The 16,111-nt window shown below is 55.5% G+C and carries 14 protein-coding genes; 7 read left to right on the top strand and 7 right to left on the bottom strand.

From position 1 onward, the window contains the following. Positions 1–9: 9 nt before the first annotated feature. Genes porK through porN form a run of 4 tightly spaced genes read left to right on the top strand, consistent with a single transcriptional unit; the run spans position 10 to position 4,957 of the window. Positions 10–1,461, top strand: a complete 1,452-nt coding sequence (gene porK / locus C5O24_RS00675) for a T9SS ring complex lipoprotein PorK/GldK (protein ID WP_107035218.1) — start codon at positions 10–12, stop codon at positions 1,459–1,461. A gap of 2 nt (positions 1,462–1,463) precedes the next feature. Then, positions 1,464–2,288, top strand: a complete 825-nt coding sequence (gene porL / locus C5O24_RS00670; RefSeq protein WP_161553749.1) for a type IX secretion system motor protein PorL/GldL — start codon at positions 1,464–1,466, stop codon at positions 2,286–2,288. A gap of 4 nt (positions 2,289–2,292) precedes the next feature. Beyond that, the gene (porM, locus tag C5O24_RS00665) at positions 2,293–3,858 is read left to right on the top strand and encodes a type IX secretion system motor protein PorM/GldM (protein ID WP_107035220.1); all 1,566 of its coding nucleotides are present in this window, start codon (positions 2,293–2,295) and stop codon (positions 3,856–3,858) included. 19 nt (positions 3,859–3,877) lie between these two features. Beyond that, positions 3,878–4,957: a type IX secretion system ring subunit PorN/GldN gene (gene porN / locus C5O24_RS00660; protein ID WP_107035221.1), complete on the top strand. Its 1,080-nt coding sequence runs from the start codon at positions 3,878–3,880 to the stop codon at positions 4,955–4,957. Between the two features lie 113 nt (positions 4,958–5,070). Here porN and murA read toward each other — a convergent pair whose 3' ends face one another. Beyond that, the gene (murA, locus tag C5O24_RS00655; RefSeq protein ID WP_107035222.1) at positions 5,071–6,387 is read right to left on the bottom strand and encodes a UDP-N-acetylglucosamine 1-carboxyvinyltransferase; all 1,317 of its coding nucleotides are present in this window, start codon (positions 6,385–6,387) and stop codon (positions 5,071–5,073) included. After that, a complete protein-coding gene (gene murB / locus C5O24_RS00650; protein ID WP_107035223.1) occupies positions 6,388–7,422 on the bottom strand; it encodes a UDP-N-acetylmuramate dehydrogenase in 1,035 nt (344 codons plus the stop codon). Between the two features lie 161 nt (positions 7,423–7,583). Between murB and C5O24_RS00645 the strand changes: the two genes are divergently transcribed. Then, positions 7,584–8,570 (top strand): ABC transporter ATP-binding protein, encoded by a 987-nt coding sequence (locus C5O24_RS00645; RefSeq protein ID WP_107035224.1) that lies wholly within the window; start codon positions 7,584–7,586, stop codon positions 8,568–8,570. Between the two features lie 110 nt (positions 8,571–8,680). Here the strand turns inward: C5O24_RS00645 and spt are convergent, their stop codons facing one another. Together spt and C5O24_RS00635 are read right to left on the bottom strand one after the other, a co-directional pair. After that, on the bottom strand, positions 8,681–9,868 hold the full coding sequence (gene spt / locus C5O24_RS00640) for a serine palmitoyltransferase (protein ID WP_107035225.1): 1,188 nt from the start codon (positions 9,866–9,868) through the stop codon (positions 8,681–8,683). Positions 9,869–9,984: 116 nt separating this feature from the next. Then, positions 9,985–10,473 carry a type I restriction enzyme HsdR N-terminal domain-containing protein gene (locus tag C5O24_RS00635; RefSeq protein WP_439331581.1) on the bottom strand — a complete coding sequence of 163 codons (489 nt, stop codon included), beginning with the start codon at positions 10,471–10,473 and terminating at the stop codon, positions 9,985–9,987. A gap of 57 nt (positions 10,474–10,530) precedes the next feature. Between C5O24_RS00635 and holA the strand changes: the two genes are divergently transcribed. Further along, entirely contained in the window at positions 10,531–11,571 is a 1,041-nt protein-coding gene (gene holA, locus C5O24_RS00630; RefSeq protein ID WP_107035227.1) for a DNA polymerase III subunit delta, read from the top strand. A 4-nt stretch (positions 11,572–11,575) separates the two neighbouring features. On the opposite strand, the gene C5O24_RS00625 is transcribed toward holA, so the two are convergent. Beyond that, complete coding sequence (locus C5O24_RS00625; RefSeq protein WP_107035228.1) at positions 11,576–12,277, bottom strand: porin family protein; 702 nt, start codon at positions 12,275–12,277, stop codon at positions 11,576–11,578. Next, a complete protein-coding gene (locus tag C5O24_RS00620) occupies positions 12,277–14,364 on the bottom strand; it encodes a LysM peptidoglycan-binding domain-containing protein (protein WP_107681334.1) in 2,088 nt (695 codons plus the stop codon). The genes C5O24_RS00625 and C5O24_RS00620 overlap by 1 nt, the downstream gene beginning before the upstream one ends. Positions 14,365–14,432: 68 nt before the next feature. Here C5O24_RS00620 and C5O24_RS00615 point away from each other — a divergent pair, with 68 nt between their 5' ends. Further along, positions 14,433–14,987 (top strand): DNA alkylation repair protein, encoded by a 555-nt coding sequence (locus C5O24_RS00615; RefSeq protein ID WP_107035230.1) that lies wholly within the window; start codon positions 14,433–14,435, stop codon positions 14,985–14,987. Between the two features lie 12 nt (positions 14,988–14,999). On the opposite strand, the gene C5O24_RS00610 is transcribed toward C5O24_RS00615, so the two are convergent. Continuing rightward, positions 15,000–15,917, bottom strand: a complete 918-nt coding sequence (locus C5O24_RS00610) for a DMT family transporter (protein WP_161553748.1) — start codon at positions 15,915–15,917, stop codon at positions 15,000–15,002. Positions 15,918–16,111: the final 194 nt, after the last annotated feature.

The following is a 16,111-nucleotide window of genomic DNA, read 5'->3' as shown; positions in this document are numbered from 1 at the left end:
ATACATAGTATGACATCAGACTTTAGGACATATATCGCTGCAGCCACGGCTTCGATCGTGCTGGCCTCATGCGCTTCAGGAAGCCGCAACGCATCGGGCGGCGAACTGACAGGCGTGGGCGCAGCTACATGGGCCGAACCCGCTCCCTACGGAATGGCACTCGTAGACCGCGGATCAATCAAAGCCGGCCCGCAGGAGTCCGATTCGCTCTGGGGACTCCGGGCCGACGCACACGGCATTTCGGTCGACGCCTTCTGGATGGATGAAACCGAAGTGACAAACGCCGAATACAAACAATTTGTATTCTGGGTGCGCGACTCCATCATACGCGAGCGCCTCGCCGATCCGGCCTACGGAGGCAATGAGGAATACAAGATCGACGAAGACCGCGACGGAAATCCGGTGACGCCACATCTCAACTGGGCCAAGCCGATACCATGGCGCAATCCCGACGAAGACGAGCAGAGAGCCATCGAAAGCCTCTACCGCACCAACCCTATCACCGGAGCACGCGAGCTTGACGACACACAGCTCAACTACCGGTACGAAGTCTACGACCAGTCGGAAGCCGTCAGACGCAAATACCGTCGCGACCCGCGCCGTCGCGAATACAACACCGACCGCCCTGTGCCGACCGACGTGCCGGTAATAACAAAAGACACCGCATGGATCGACGAGGACGGCGAAATCATACGCCGCACAATATCGCGTGCGCTCTCAAGCGAATACGACTTTGTCAACACCTATATTGTCAACGTGTACCCCGACACTACGGCGTGGATCAACGACTTTGACAACGCCTACAACGAGCCGTACGTGAGAATGTATTTCTCCCACGGCGGCTACAACGATTATCCAGTGGTAGGAGTCAGCTGGGAGCAGGCCAATGCCTTCGCCGCATGGCGCACGGCATTCCTCCGTCGCTCGATAGGCCGAGAGGGCGTATATATTGAGCCATACCGCCTCCCCACCGAAGCCGAATGGGAGTATGCCGCCAGAGCCGGCGTCAGCGACAATAAATATCCCTGGGAAGGCGATCTGCCACTGACAGAGGAAAAAGGGTGCTTCTATGCCAATTTCAAGCCACAGGAGGGCAACTATGTGCAGGACGGACATATCATAACATCACGGGTAGGGACATACGCTCCCAATGATTTCGGACTCTACGACATGGCCGGCAACGTCAGCGAATGGACATCCACAGCCTACACCGAGAGCGTAAGCACCATCAAGAGCGATCTCAACCCGGAATACCGCTACAATGCCGCACCCGACGACCCCTACCGCCTGAAACGCAAGATAGTGCGCGGAGGATCATGGAAAGATGTGGCACACAACATCAGATCAGACATACGCATGTGGGAATACCAGAACGAACAGCGATCGTTCATCGGCTTCCGGTGTGTGCGCACCAACATAGGATTCGCCCAAGGTCAGGGCGGCAACAAAAAAAGAAAATGATTATGGGAAAGATCAAACGATACCGCAACGTAGTGGAGCGCTTCCTCTCCGGTGAGAACGGACAGCGTTTCTTCAATATAGCCTACTCTCTTGGCGCTGCCATCGTCATACTCGGCGCCCTGTTCAAGATACTCCATCTTTCAGGGGGCGACACACTGCTGTCGATCGGCATGGGCACGGAGGTGATGATGTTCATACTTACAGCTTTCGACCGTCCCCCGCGCGAACCCGACTGGGAACATATCCTGACCGGCAGCCATACCGTGGCAGAAGGGGCCGCGACGACAATCCAGCCTGCTTCAACACCCGCCGGCACTGCGCCACTACAGAATGACTCACCAGCCGCACCACAACGATCCGCAGCACCACGACAGGCGGAAGCGCAGCATACCGTCTTCGCCACTGCCTCCGGACAGCATGCAGTCATAGCCGCAGGGACTCCGACAACGGCCGGCGGACAGACACCGTTCCCGGCCGAGGCATCCGCACAGATTGAGCAGAGCGTCAAAACCCTCGGAGAAACACTCGACGGATATATCGAACAGATGACCACGCTCAACCGCAACATATCCGGGCTCAACACCATCTATGACGTGCAACTTCGCAACGTGGCAGCGCAGCTCGACGCATTCGACAGCGTCAACCGCGGCATGACCGACATGCGCCGGATGTATGAGGAAACAGCCCGACGGAGCGAGCAATACCATCAGGAAGCGGAAAAACTCACCTCACACATGCAGCAGCTCAACCTGATCTACGAACGCATGCTTCAGGCAATGACAGTCAACATGTCGAACAGGCAGACGTCGGCCACAAATCCCGACTGATCCGATGGCATCCTCAGGATCACGCATGTCGCCGCGTCAGAAGATGATAAACCTCATGTATATCGTCCTGACAGCCATGCTTGCGCTCAATGTTTCAAGCGACGTGCTCGACGGCTTCACGCAGGTTGAGGAGGGACTCGACCTGTCGAACCAGACCGTAGCCCGCCGCAACGATGCTGTATATCATACTCTCGCCACTGCAGCCGACAATAATCCCGACAAAGCCGCCGGGTGGCACCGGCGCGCGAAAGAGCTGCGCGACGAAGCATCACGGCTTGTGGGCATGATCGACTCACTCAAACTCGCAATTGTGCGGTATGTCGACGGCGACGACGCAACACTCGACCATATCGACAACCGCGAAAATCTTGAGGCGTCGTCGGTCGTGATGCTCAATCCGTTGACCCGCAACGGAGAGCGGCTACGCCACAGCATAGAATCGTTCCGCACCATTGCCGCCGAAGCGGTCAGCGACTCCATAAAACGCCGCGGCATAGCGTCGATGCTGTCGACCGACGGGAAACGCACCGAAGGATCCGACGTGGAACGCCGCTGGGAGAACATCCGCTTCGAGAATCAGCCCGTGGTGGCGGCGGTGGCGCTGCTCACCAAGCTGCAGAACGACATCCTGTATTCCGAAGGCGAGGCCCTGTCGTCGCTGCTTGCGTCGGTCGACGCCGGCGACGTCCGCGTCAACTCTCTGAAAGCGTTTGTCATACCCGAATCGCGCTACGTGATGCGCGGCAGCCGGTATTCGGCCGACATAGTGCTTGCAGCACTCGACACGACGGCACGTCCGGTAATGGTGATCGGAGGCCGACGCTATGAACCCGGAGTGGCAAGATATGAATTCTCACCGGCTGCAAGCGGAGAATTCACACTGAAAGGATCGCTCGAGGTGCCGCTTGGCGACGGCTCCGTGGCGAGCCATCCTTTTGAATCGGGATATACTGTTATCGAGCCGACAGCAGCCGTTTCGGCCACCATGATGAATGTGCTCTACGCAGGCATAGACAACCCCATTGAGATAGCCGTTCCCGGCGCTGCAACCGAACAGGTCACCGCTACAATGACCGGCGGACAGCTAACACGCAATGCCGGACACTGGAACGCACGCCCCGACGCCAAAGTATCGGAAGCCGTGATCAAAGTCAGCGTCAACGGCCACGGAGCCGTACAGCCTGTGGCTACCCACACATTCAAGGTGAGGCAGCTTCCCGATCCATCGGCCTACATCGCCGTCGGATCGGCCGACGGACGCACCGAACGCTACAAGGGAGGACGTCCGATAGCCAAGGCGTCACTGCTTGCCTCAAAGGGACTCGGAGCGGCGATCGATGACGGAGTGCTTGACATCGACTTCAAAGTCCAGTCGTTCGAAACAGTATTTTTCGACTCGATGGGCAACGCCCTGCTTGAAAAATCGGACGGAGCCGACTTCTCGCGCCGTCAGCTCGAACAGTTCCGGCGCCTCTCGCGAGGAAAACGCTTCTTCATATCACGCATCAAAGCCATCGGACCCGACGGGTCAGAACGCACCCTCAGCCCGGTGGAAGTAATAGTCAACTGACCAAATCCATTATCAGGAAATGAAACGCATACTCACAGCCATAATAATAATGTCGGCAGCAATGCCCTGCATCATGGCGCAGAAAAGCGTCAGCAGCGGCATCAGCCGTAAAAGCGCCACCTCCGATACACACCGCACAACAGCACGCGGCGGCGTCAATACGGCTGCCGGCAGCGCCACCGAGGTAAAAACGACTGATCCGGCATGGATGAATGTCGTGTACCGATCGCTTGACCTCAACGATCCGGCCAACGCAGTGCTGTATTATCCCGAAGAGGCCGCCGACGGCCAGGACAATCTCTTCAGGCTGATGCTACGACTTATCGCCGGCAATAACATTACGGCCTACGAGTATCTCGACGGCCGTGAAAACTTCAGCGAAACCAACCGGCTGAACGTAAAGGATATGCTCGACCGCTTCCAGATCATGCACACCGACGCCAAAGGATCGACCGAACGACGCCCTCTCTACGAGATCGCCGATGTGGACATGCCTTCGACCGAAATACTCAGCTACTTCATCATCGAAAGCAATGAATTCGACCGTCGCGACTCGCGCATGCGCCGCCGCATAGAGGCCATATGTCCGGTGCTCCACCGCACCGAAGAGTTCGGACAGGAAGCTGTCAGATATCCGATGTTCTGGGTGAGATATGACGATCTGAAACCGCATCTAGCTCTTACATCGGTGTTTCTGAGCGATGAAAATCACGTGGCGTCATCAACTCTCGAAGACTATTTCAACCTCAATCTCTACAACGGCGAGATATTCAAGACTCGCAATCTGCGCAACAAGTCGATGTCGCAGCTATATCCCGATCCCGACGATCTGAAACATGCACGCGACAGCATAGACAAGCGCATCGACGCTTTTGCCGACGCCCTGTGGGTGCCCGATCCCGAAGAAATCGCCCGACGTGAAGAGATGAAAGCCGCATCCGACACCACGACCGCAGCTACAGCCGACGCACCAAAGTCGCGACGGATCTCGGCAGCGCGTGGCGCCTCTAAGAAAGCTGACAAAACTGTCAAGAAAAAGTCGCGCAGTCGACGCTCCACTCCCGCTGCAACACGTAGCGTGCGCAACAGGCGCAAATGAGATGACGCAAGATAGAAATTATTGAAACAACTGACGGCACTGTACGGGATTCAACCCCGGATACAGCGCCGTCAGTTTATTATGCAGTTGGAAAAAAACGTCAGTACCGTCCATCAATCAGGACGACGGAATATATGCGCGCCAAGCGCATTCAGGCGATTGTCGATATCCTCATAGCCACGGTCGATCTGGGAGATATTGCCTATCTCGCTCGTGCCTTTGGCCGACATGGCCGCCAGCAGCAGAGCAATGCCCGCACGGATGTCGGGCGACAGCATACGGTTGGCCTTCAGAGTGTTTTTGTGGTCAAGACCGATCACGACAGCACGGTGCGGATCGCACAGCATTATCTGTGCACCCATATCGATCAGACGGTCGACGAAGAACAGACGGCTCTCGAACATCTTCTGATGTATCAGCACCGAGCCGCGACATTGCGTGGCCACTACGAGCATCACCGACAGCAGGTCGGGCGTTAGCCCCGGCCATGGCGCGTCGGCGATATTCAGTATCGAGCCGTCGAGCGCAGTTTCTATCTCATAAACATCCTGCGCCGGCACATATATATCGTCGCCGCGACGCTCAAGCGCGATACCCAGCCGGCGGAAACTGTCGGGAATGATGCCAAGATTGTCATACGACACATTCTTGACCGTGATCTCGCTCGAGTTGAGCGCTGCCATGCCTATGAAACTGCCCACCTCGATCATGTCGGGCAATATACGGTGTTCGGCGCCGTGAAGCCGCTCCGCGCCATGTATGGTCAGCAGATTCGATGCTATACCCTCTATTTCCAGTCCCATGGCCGATAGCAACCGACACAGCTGCTGCACGTATGGTTCACAGGCGGCGTTGTATATCGTAGTGGTGCCATGAGCCAAAGCCGCAGCCATGATGATATTGGCCGTGCCGGTGACCGACGCCTCGTCGAGCAGCATATATGTGCCGTGAAGCCCCCCTTCGGGCGCAGTAAGACGATATGCCCGCTTGGCTTCGTCGTAATCGAGCGAAGCCCCGAGATTCATCATTCCGGTGATATGTGTATCAACCTTGCGCCGACCGATCTTGTCGCCGCCAGGCTTGGCGAAAAACGCCTCTCCGAAACGCGCCAGCAGCGGACCGACCACGAGCACCGACCCGCGGAGCGACGCGCAACGCCTCACGAAATCCTCCGACGTGATATAGTCAGTGTCGATATCGTCGGCCTTGAACAGATAGTCGCCCTTGCCCCTGCGCTCCACCTTCACTCCCATACACTCAAGCAGTCCGATAAGATTGCGCACATCGAGTATCTCCGGGATGTTTGTGACATGAACCTCTTCCGGCGTAAGCAGACAAGCGCTTATGATCTGAAGCGACTCGTTTTTGGCTCCCTGTGGTTCGATCTCTCCGGCAAGCCTGTGGCCGCCCTCAATTACAAAAGTGCTCATCTATGGTTTGTTTTGGGGTGATATTACATGTTCTACTTCAGGATGGAGCGTGATGCCGAAGCGCTTGCCTACAGCCTCGGTGATGTCGCGCTGCATCTCTATGATCTCCTGCGGCTCGGCGCGCCCCGTGAGATTGACTATTATAAGCGGCTGGCGCGACCACACGGCCACATTGCCCCGCTCCATGCCCTTGAATCCGCACTGCTCTATAAGCCATGCCGCCGGAATCTTGACTTTCGATTCGGGAAGGTCATAGTGGGGAGGAAGGGTGTCATACCGAGCCGCGATGCGTTCAAACAGACTCCTGTCGACTACCGGGTTTTTGAAGAAACTGCCGGCGCTGCCAAATTCATCGACCGCAGGCAGCTTAGCATCGCGCACTGCAATGACAGCCTCACGCACCGACAGCGGCGTAGGCTCCTTGTCGCCAAGCGACGCACGAAGATTGCCGTAATCCAGACGCGGACCCGCTCCGGCGGGCAGACGGAAGCGTACCGAGGTGACGATATACCGCCCGGCCGCTTCCGGAGTCTTGAACACCGACATGCGGTAGCCGTATCGGCAGTCCGACGCCGTGAAAGCCACTTCACGACGCTCCGCGGTATCGTAGCACAACACTTCGTCGATTATGTCGGCCACTTCGACGCCGTAGGCACCGATGTTCTGCACAGCAGCAGCCCCGACCTGCCCCGGAATCGCCGAGAGATTTTCCATGCCAGAGATACCGGCACGGCAGACGTGAGCCACGACATCGTCAAAAATCAGTCCGGCACCGGCCGTCAGCAGAAAGTCGCCGTTATTGTCGATTCCGGCCTCCATGTCGAGCACCCGCGAATGCAGCAATGCTCCGTCGTAGTCGCCCTCAAACAGCAGATTGCTCCCCTCCCCTATGGCCTTGAAGGGGAGATCGCCTATCTGCCGCATAATTTCAGGCAGATCGCCGGCCGATGTGTATTCTATCCATCTGGCACACTTCACACGCATACCGAAAGTATTGTGGCGTGTCAGATCAAAATCTTTCAATTCGGTTATCATATCGCAAAAATAACCAATTTTGCCATTACGACAAAATCAGAGCCGATTACTTTTTTCGACCACATCGGCTTTGAGATCTCCGAAACACACAGCGCGTTCAATTAATATATTTTAACCCCCAAACATATCTTGCTGTCGTCGCGTCTGAATATCTTTGCAAAATGGCTACAGACCAAGAATACCCCCTACAGCTCCGCGATATTTCGCTCGGATACACATCCGGTGGCAACACCAAGACAGTGGCGTCGTGCATCAGCGCGTCACTTGACCGCGGCGGACTAACATGCCTTCTCGGCCCCAACGGCGCCGGAAAATCCACACTCCTGCGCACACTCACCGGACTGCTCCGACCGCTTGCCGGGACAATTGAGATCAACGGCAGCAGTCTTGAGAGCTATTCAAGCAGCGAGCTTTCGAAACTTGTCAGCGTTGTGCTTACCGACCGTTTCAACCTGCCCGACATGACCGCACGCCAGCTCGTGGCACTCGGGCGCAGCCCGTATACAGGTTTCTGGGGACGTATGTCGGACAACGACGAGCGCGAAGTGGATGAAGTTATGGCCCTCACCGGCATCACCGATCTGGCACAACGCAGCGTCGACACACTGTCGGACGGCGAACGTCAGAAAGTAATGATAGCCAAAGCCCTCGCACAGCACACACCGATCATACTGCTCGACGAGCCTACGGCGTTTCTCGACTATCCGAGCAAGGTGGAGACCATGAGCCTGCTGCATACGCTCGCAGCCGAACGCGGCAAGACCATTCTGCTCACCACTCACGACGTAGAGATAGCCCTGCAGCTGGCCGACCGCATCTGGATGCTCGGCAATGGAGTTTTTGTCGACGGCACGCCCGAGGATATGATGCTTTCTGGTCGACTCGCGGAATTTTTCTGCAGCTCAGCAATAACATTTGACGCCTCGACGGCCACATTCCGCATCGCACTCCCGGTTTCAGAAAGGATAGTCACCATATCGGGATCAGGAGCGGCGTTCAACCTCACTGCCCGGGCGCTGCGCCGCACAGGCTACCGGGTGACTGAAACAGACTCTGCCGCCCTGCCGGAGATCATGGCCACCGACCAAGGCATCACACTCAACGGTCAGCCCGTAAGCTCTATAGCCGAATTGCTTCAGAAGCTCTGAACACGCATCAGTAAAACACAACGACAGTCCCCGCACATCTCCGACCTCGTGGCCGACATGTGCGGGGACTGCTGTATCGATATCGTGCCTGACGCCCGGCTCTGAATGGTTTACTTAATTATGCCGTGGGCGCGGAACACCTTCTGTATCTTTTCAAGCGCCGTGGTCACCTGATCCTTGGAGTGTGTGGCCATGAGGCTGAAACGAATCAGGGTATCGTGGGGAGCGACAGCCGGCGAAACGACCGGATTGACGAAGATGCCCTCCTCGAGAAGGTCGCGTGTGATGGCGAATGTCTTGAAATTGTCGCGCACGAAAAGCGGTATGATCGGCGTCGACGTGTGGCCTATCTCGCAGCCCATGTTGCGGAAACCGTCGAGAGCATAGTTGGTAAGCTCCCAGAGGTTTTCCTGACGCTCAGGCTCGCTCTGCATGATCTCCATGGCCTTGAGAGCCGCGGCAGTCGATGCCGGAGTGATGCTTGCAGTGAAGATGTAGGAGCGCGAGTGATGACGGAGGAAGTTGGTGATCTCCTTGTCGGTGGCTATAAATCCGCCGAGCGACGCAAACGACTTGGAGAACGTGCCCATAATGAGATCTACATCGTCGGCCACGCCAAAATGATGGCAGACGCCACGTCCGCCCGGACCGAACACGCCTATGCCGTGCGCCTCGTCGACCATCACGCTCGCATCGTATTTCTTCGCAAGCTCCACGATGCCCTTCACGTCGGCCACGTCGCCCTCCATTGAGAACACGCTGTCTGTAACGATGAGCTTCACTTTGTCGGGATCGCATTTCTGGAGCTGCTTCTCAAGCGATACCATGTCGTTGTGCTTGTATTTGAGCGACTGGCTGAACGACAGACGACGGCCTTCGATGATCGAGGCATGGTCCTGTTCGTCCCAAAGGATGTAATCCTCGCGGCCCGTCAGAGCCGATACCACTCCGAGATTCACTCCGAAGCCGGTAGAGTATATCATCACATCCTCCTTGCCGATATATTCGGCTATCTTGTGCTCCAGTTCCTTATGCAGATCGAGCGTTCCGTTGAGAAACGGCGAGCCGGCACATCCGGTGCCATACTTGCGTGTTGCTTCTATGGCGGCTTCCTTTATCCGCGGGTCGTTGACCAGACCGGTATAGCAGTTGGAGCCGAACATCAGCACCTTGCGTCCGTCGATGGTGACCTCGGGATCCTGCTCGCTCGAAATAGCCCTGAAATAAGGATACACCCCGGCCGCTTTAGCTTTCTGGGGCTCAATGTATTGGGCAAGTTTGGATTGTAATAATTTCATTTTCTCTAACGTTGAGTGACTTCTGTTGTAATGCCATCAAGGCACAATCAGGCTGCAAAGTTACAAATTTCCGACAAAACAGTAACAATCCGCTCTGATTTTTTTGCACTATTTCTTTACTTCTGTGCAGTTTGCCGGTCAAAAACCGCAAGCATTCCGGTCAGCTGTCCATACGACGGGACTTCAGACAGAAACCGATAGGTGCCATCAGGACAATAAATACAACAATAATGTAAAAGCCCGTTGCTGACCATCAGCGCCCGCGCCCGAAGCACCAAGTTGTAACGTGCTATCTGATCAAACACACGCTGGCTTATAGTCACGGAAGGCGCCTTATACTCCACTACAACGAGCGGACGCAGCGAGCGGTCGTAGATTATCGTGTCGCAGCGCCGGAGCGTGCCGTTGAGCCGCAGACCCACCTCATTGGCCATCAGGCTCGCCGGATATCCGAGCGCCCCTGTCAGCCACGCCACAAAAAGCTGACGCACCCACTCCTCGGGAGTGAGCGCTACCCATCGGCGCCGCAACGGATCGTAAACCTCCTTATACTCTGCCATCATGCGGATGTCAGGTGCTGCCGCCGGCAGATTTAACGCTGGAATATCTGTCATGTCGGAAATATTGCGTAAATTTACACAATAATTCTGACAAACCACAATATGGCGGCCGCTACATCACCCACATTCGACCAGATGATGCGCTCCGTACGCGACGGAGCGCCGAGCAGCGTGTATCTGCTTCATGGCGAGGAGAGCTACTTTATCGATGAACTCGTCAGGCGGTTCGAGAACATACTGCCCGAAAACGAGAGAGCCTTCGACATGACGGTGGTGTATGCTCCCGACACCACTCCGGGAGCGATTGCCGACACATGCCGGCGTTTTCCTGTCACTGCCAAGCGCCAGGTGGTGATCGTGAAGGAGCTGCAGAGCGTTGATTCGCGGTGGAGATCAAAGCTGTGCGCTTATCTTGAAAAGCCATCGCCCACTACCCTGCTCGTCATGGCGTCGCGTGGCGAGGCCGTGAAACCTGCCGAGGTGGTCAAAGCTGTCAAAAAAGGGGAAGGAGTGGTGTTCGAGAGCACACGTCTGCGACCCGCCGCGATCGCCCCGACCATAGAGGCGCTTGTGCGCAATGCCGGACTCCATATCGAACCCAAAGGGATAGCGATGCTTACCGACTACATCGGCGTGGATGCGGCCAAGCTCTACAACGAGATCGGGAAAATGGCCATGATACTCGGCAAAGGAGCCACGATCACTCCCGAAAGCATCGAACGCAACATCGGAGTCAGCAAGGACTACAACAACTTTGAGCTGATCGACGCCATTGCCTCGAAAGACGCACGCAAGGCATTTGCCATAGCCGACTATTTCGCCAAAAATCCAAAACCCAACCCTACGGTGGTCACCATCGCGGCACTGTTCACATTTTTCTCCGACCTGCTCATCGCACACTTCACCAAGGACAAGTCGCCCTCGGGACTGAAAAGCGCCCTGGGGCTGAAATGGGACGTGCAGCTGAAGAAATTCAGCATAGCACTCCCCAACTATAATGCATTCAAGGTAATCGAGATCATATCGGCCATCCGCAAGGCCGACGTACAGTCGAAAGGGGTCGGGTCACGTCAGAACGCAGCCGACCTGCTCCACGACCTCATATTCAGGATTCTCACCTGTCAGGGCGATATCTCGTTCTGAGAGATCACTTCACCCGAAACATATATCCGAGCGAAACCTCTATCGAAGTGCAGCGCGATGCCGAAAACGGATCGCGCTTCTTCGACGAGAAGATGCTGCCCAGGCCGAAATAATACCGTCCCTCAAGCATCAGACTGTGACGGCGGGCAAACACAAATTCCACGCCAGCCCCGCCGAGGATGCCATAGTCCATACGGTTTTTGACCGGAAGAGTCATCTGCTCCGTTTCGCGGTAGCGGAACGGAGAGTCTGGACCCATATCGGGATTGGCGTAATCAAAGTCTGACCTGATGCCGCTCGAGAGCATGTAGCTGACCGAGGGTCCAAGATTGACAAATCCCTTCACCCGGTCAGTGCCGAAATAAATATGACACAAAACCGGAAGGGTAATATACGTGAGAGTACGCTCGTAGAGCCACTGACCCTCGTCCTTCTCAAACCCCTCTTTCCATCCGCGCTGTGCGACACACAGCTCGCCGACAAGACCGAATATATTCTCCTCGGTGTAACGGGCCGTCAAACCGGCTGTCACACCCTGCACAAGAGCCTGCTTGACATGGGGTGAAAACTGCATATTTGAAAACGTGGCGCCCGCCTTGCCGCCAAGATAGAACTTCGGCTCATACTGGCGCTGGGCCGATGCCGACGCCGCGGCGGCCACGACTGCGGCCGCCGCGATCAATGATCTGAACAACGAAATCTTCATCAGAGTGATATTTTGTCAATCAGACCGCTCGGACGGAAATTGATCAGATACAGCTGATCGTTGACCCAGCCCCCCTCAGGCACACGGATGAAGTTGAACCCGTTCTGTAGGCCGACATGCGATGCCGGTGTTTCGGACTGCTGCGAGCGGAGCCAATTGATCACGAACAGTCCTGTATCATAACCGAATGTACCCTGACGCGGAACATAGTTGGCCATCGGCTCTCCATACCAGCGCTGGAAACCTTCATCAACCCCGCGCATAGCCGGATCGTCGGGAACAGTATAAAAACGCGAGAATACTACTGTGTTGAGTTTATGCATGTTGACCAGCGTTTCTCCGCGGAATGTGATCCACTCCGGATATCCGAATATCCTTACCGGATCAGACTGAGACGACTTCTCGCGAAATTCAGATATGGCGCCGGTCAGACGGTTGAGTTCGGCCTGACGTCCGCTCACGGGTATGAACACATATCGTCCATCCTGATCGAGCTGCGAAAGATCGTTCAGACGCAACACATTGTCGAATGTCACCTGATGATACTGACGACCCTCCATATCCATACGATGTTTCAGAGCGGTGACAAACTCCGCCTTGTCGTCGGGCGACTCGCTGTGGCTCACTATCACCGGCGTATACTCCCCGCAATTACGGAGCAGCCCTGTGATGGCCTTGTCATACATCATCGAGTGAGGTATATTGCCCTGCATCATCGATGGATTGCTTCGGTATGTGGTATCTTTCACCACAAAAAGATTGAGCACATTGAGACCCTTGACACGAGCGAAATTGCCGAGCATCGACAGCTGCGTCTCGTCGTCGGGCGCGATAATCACTCCGGCAGCGGTCAAAGATGAATCCCGGAGCAACGAACCCACACGCATGGCAGAGTCTTCGGTATCGAAAACACTCACATTAATAGGAGTGCCACAGCGGCGCATCGTATCGACAGCGAGCAGAAATCCTTTGTAGAACTCAGTATAAAGCTGCGCCTTCTTAGGCTGCTGTGACTGATTGAGCATCAGCGGAAGCATAAGCGCCACGTTCACCTCCTGACGGCCGGCAGTCTGCACGGCCGAAGGCACGTCGTCGGCCGCCACCGGATTCTCGCCGGGGACGGCCATGGTGGGATCGATATTGTCAGAAGAATTATTATCCTCGTCACCATTATCAGAGGATGCGACCTGACCGGCAAGCGGTATATTGAGTATCATTCCTTCCTTGAGCACGCCGACCTCGGGATTGGCTTTTTCAAGCTCCTCTATGGTCAGACCGTTGGCATGGGCTATCGAATAGAATGTTTCCTTGCTCTTCACCCTGTAACGCCCCATTACGACATCGGCACCAGAAGCCGGAGCCACCTGGCGATGCTCTACATTGGACGCCACTGCCTCACCGGCCGGCGACGACGATACGCCTGGAACGAGTATGGTCTGTCCGGCTTCGTAATGTCTCTCGTCAAGCCCGGGATTAAGAGCCAGCAGAGTGCTGACTGTAGTGTTGTGATTGACAGCTATGCGATAGAGGCTCTCCTTTTCTCCTATACGGTAGGTGACGGTCGGAGCCGGTGTGTCGACAACCTTCGGCGAGCTTTGTTGCGGAATTTCAGAAACGGAAGCTGACGGCTCAGACGTGCGGGAATCCGCCACGGCAAGCGTTGCCGGACGATATGTCGGATCACTGACTATCAGCACCTGATCCTTGCGTATGCCGTCGCGTGCCTGCGGATTCCATTCGATCAGCTGATCGGTGGTGATACCGTATGCGCGCGCGATGCCATAGATGGTTTCTTTTGACTGGACCGTATGGCGGCGTGGTTTCCATGTCGATGACTCCACCGGGAAATACAATATCTGTCCGGCTCTCAGACCGTCGCGCACAGATGGATTGGCCTTCTCTATCTCCTCGCGCGATATGTGAAGCTTGCGGGCTATGGAGTAGACCGTTTCACCCTGCGCCACCTCATAGTAACGGCAGTCGCGGCCATTGACCTGCTTTACGGGCAGATTGTCAAGACCGTCGGAAGCAACCGCCGCCAGCGTCACAAGCGCGGCCGCTGCAAAATATATCAGTCGTCTGTTCATGCGTTATTTGTCAGTGTTGGATTGATTCGATTGGCAAAGTTACGTATTTTTTGACTAATTTTGCGCTCATGACACAATTCAATCCGCTACAGACCATAAAACGTCGTTTTTTTGCAATGCGCAACGGCATTGTCGCCGACACGCTGCGCAAAGCCGGATCGCCCTACCGCATCATATTCGGCCTTAATCTGCCGCAGATTTCCGAGATAGCGCGCGTCACCGGCTGCAACCACGAAATGGCCGAAACGCTTCTGGCCGACAACCACACGCGCGAAAGCCAGCTCATGGCTTCCATGATAGCCGATCCGGCCATGATCGACCACGACGAGGCCACTCGCTGGTGCGACGCCATGCTGTCGGCAGAGGCGGTCGATGTGTTGTGTCTGAAACTTCTCCGACGCATATCCGATCCGGTGAACACTGCCATCAGGTGGACGACCGAAACATCACCCGAAAACGCCCCTTTGCGGCGATATGCCGGAATAAGGCTGATGTGGAATCTCATACCACAGCATTCGCCCTCTCTGCGCCCGGTTGCGGCCGAGGCAGCCCGTCAAGGAGGCGATCACGCCGCACTGGCAGCCCGTCTGGTAGAAGAGATCGACTTTCTCGCCGGAGAGTAAGCGCGTCGCAGATCAGCGACTCCGCGAGCCAAGACGGTCGCCGGCTATGACACCGCCCAGTATAAGAGCGCATCCTACGCAGCCGATCAGCGAAATTTTCTCGCCAAGCATCACAGCCGACAGCACCAGAGTGACCACCGGACAGAAATACATGTAATTGCCTGAAGTCACCGCACCAAGGCCTTTGACAGCCTGTCCCCACAGGAGATACGCTATCATGGAGCAGAACAGACCCAGAAAGAGCAGATTGAACAGCACTTCCGTTTCGAGCATACGCGCCATCGGAAAATGCTCGCTTTCCATAAAGAAGAAGGGCAATGCGGTGACAATGCCATAGAAAAACGTCTTGCGTATTATGAACCAACTGCTGTAGACGGTGCTCAACGGACGAAGAACTATCGAGTAGACCGCCCAGCAGAGCGCGGCGAGCAGAGCAAGCATGTCGCCCAAAGGATTTACCTGAAGATTCATGCTCGAATTGAATATCACGCACCCTACGCCGACGAGAGCCACGAGCGAACCGGCCATCATGGCTCTGGATATGCGTTCGCTCTTATAAAGAAGAGCCACCATCACTACGGTGATCAGAGGCGACGTGGACACCAGCAGCGACACATTGCTCACCAGAGTATATGTCACGGCGGTATTTTCGGCTATGAAATATACCGATCCGCCACAGATGCCGCAAAGAGCGAATTTAAGCTCGTCGCGCCACGAATTCGAAACGAACGGCCTCGGGCAGAACAGAAAAGTGCATAAATATGCCAAAACAAACCTATACACATAAATCTCCACTGCCGACATGCCGCACTGCAGCAGCACCTTTGTGGAAATAAATGATGCTCCCCAGGCGCTAACCGCCAGAAGAGCACCCAGATGGTATATCACACCGGAACGTGATTCTCTGTGATCTATGTTGAAATAAGCCATGCGGATCGGTGGTTTATGTCGTTTCAGGTTGTTAGCGACTGCAAATATACGCATTATTTATAACATAATCATAGCATTTCCCCACTATTTCCCGACCACCGTCCGCACTGCCCTAAACACAACATAGGCGATGGATCTAAACCAACAGCGCCACGAATACGTTCTCAAACTATAAGTTGGATTTTTTTCTTAAC

Origin of the sequence: Paramuribaculum intestinale, assembly GCF_003024925.1 — a bacterium.
In the GTDB taxonomy this organism is placed as follows: Bacteria; Bacteroidota; Bacteroidia; order Bacteroidales; family Muribaculaceae; genus Paramuribaculum; species Paramuribaculum intestinale.
Note: the sequence above shows the minus strand (reverse complement) of the source record. Positions and strands in the feature narration are given on the sequence as shown.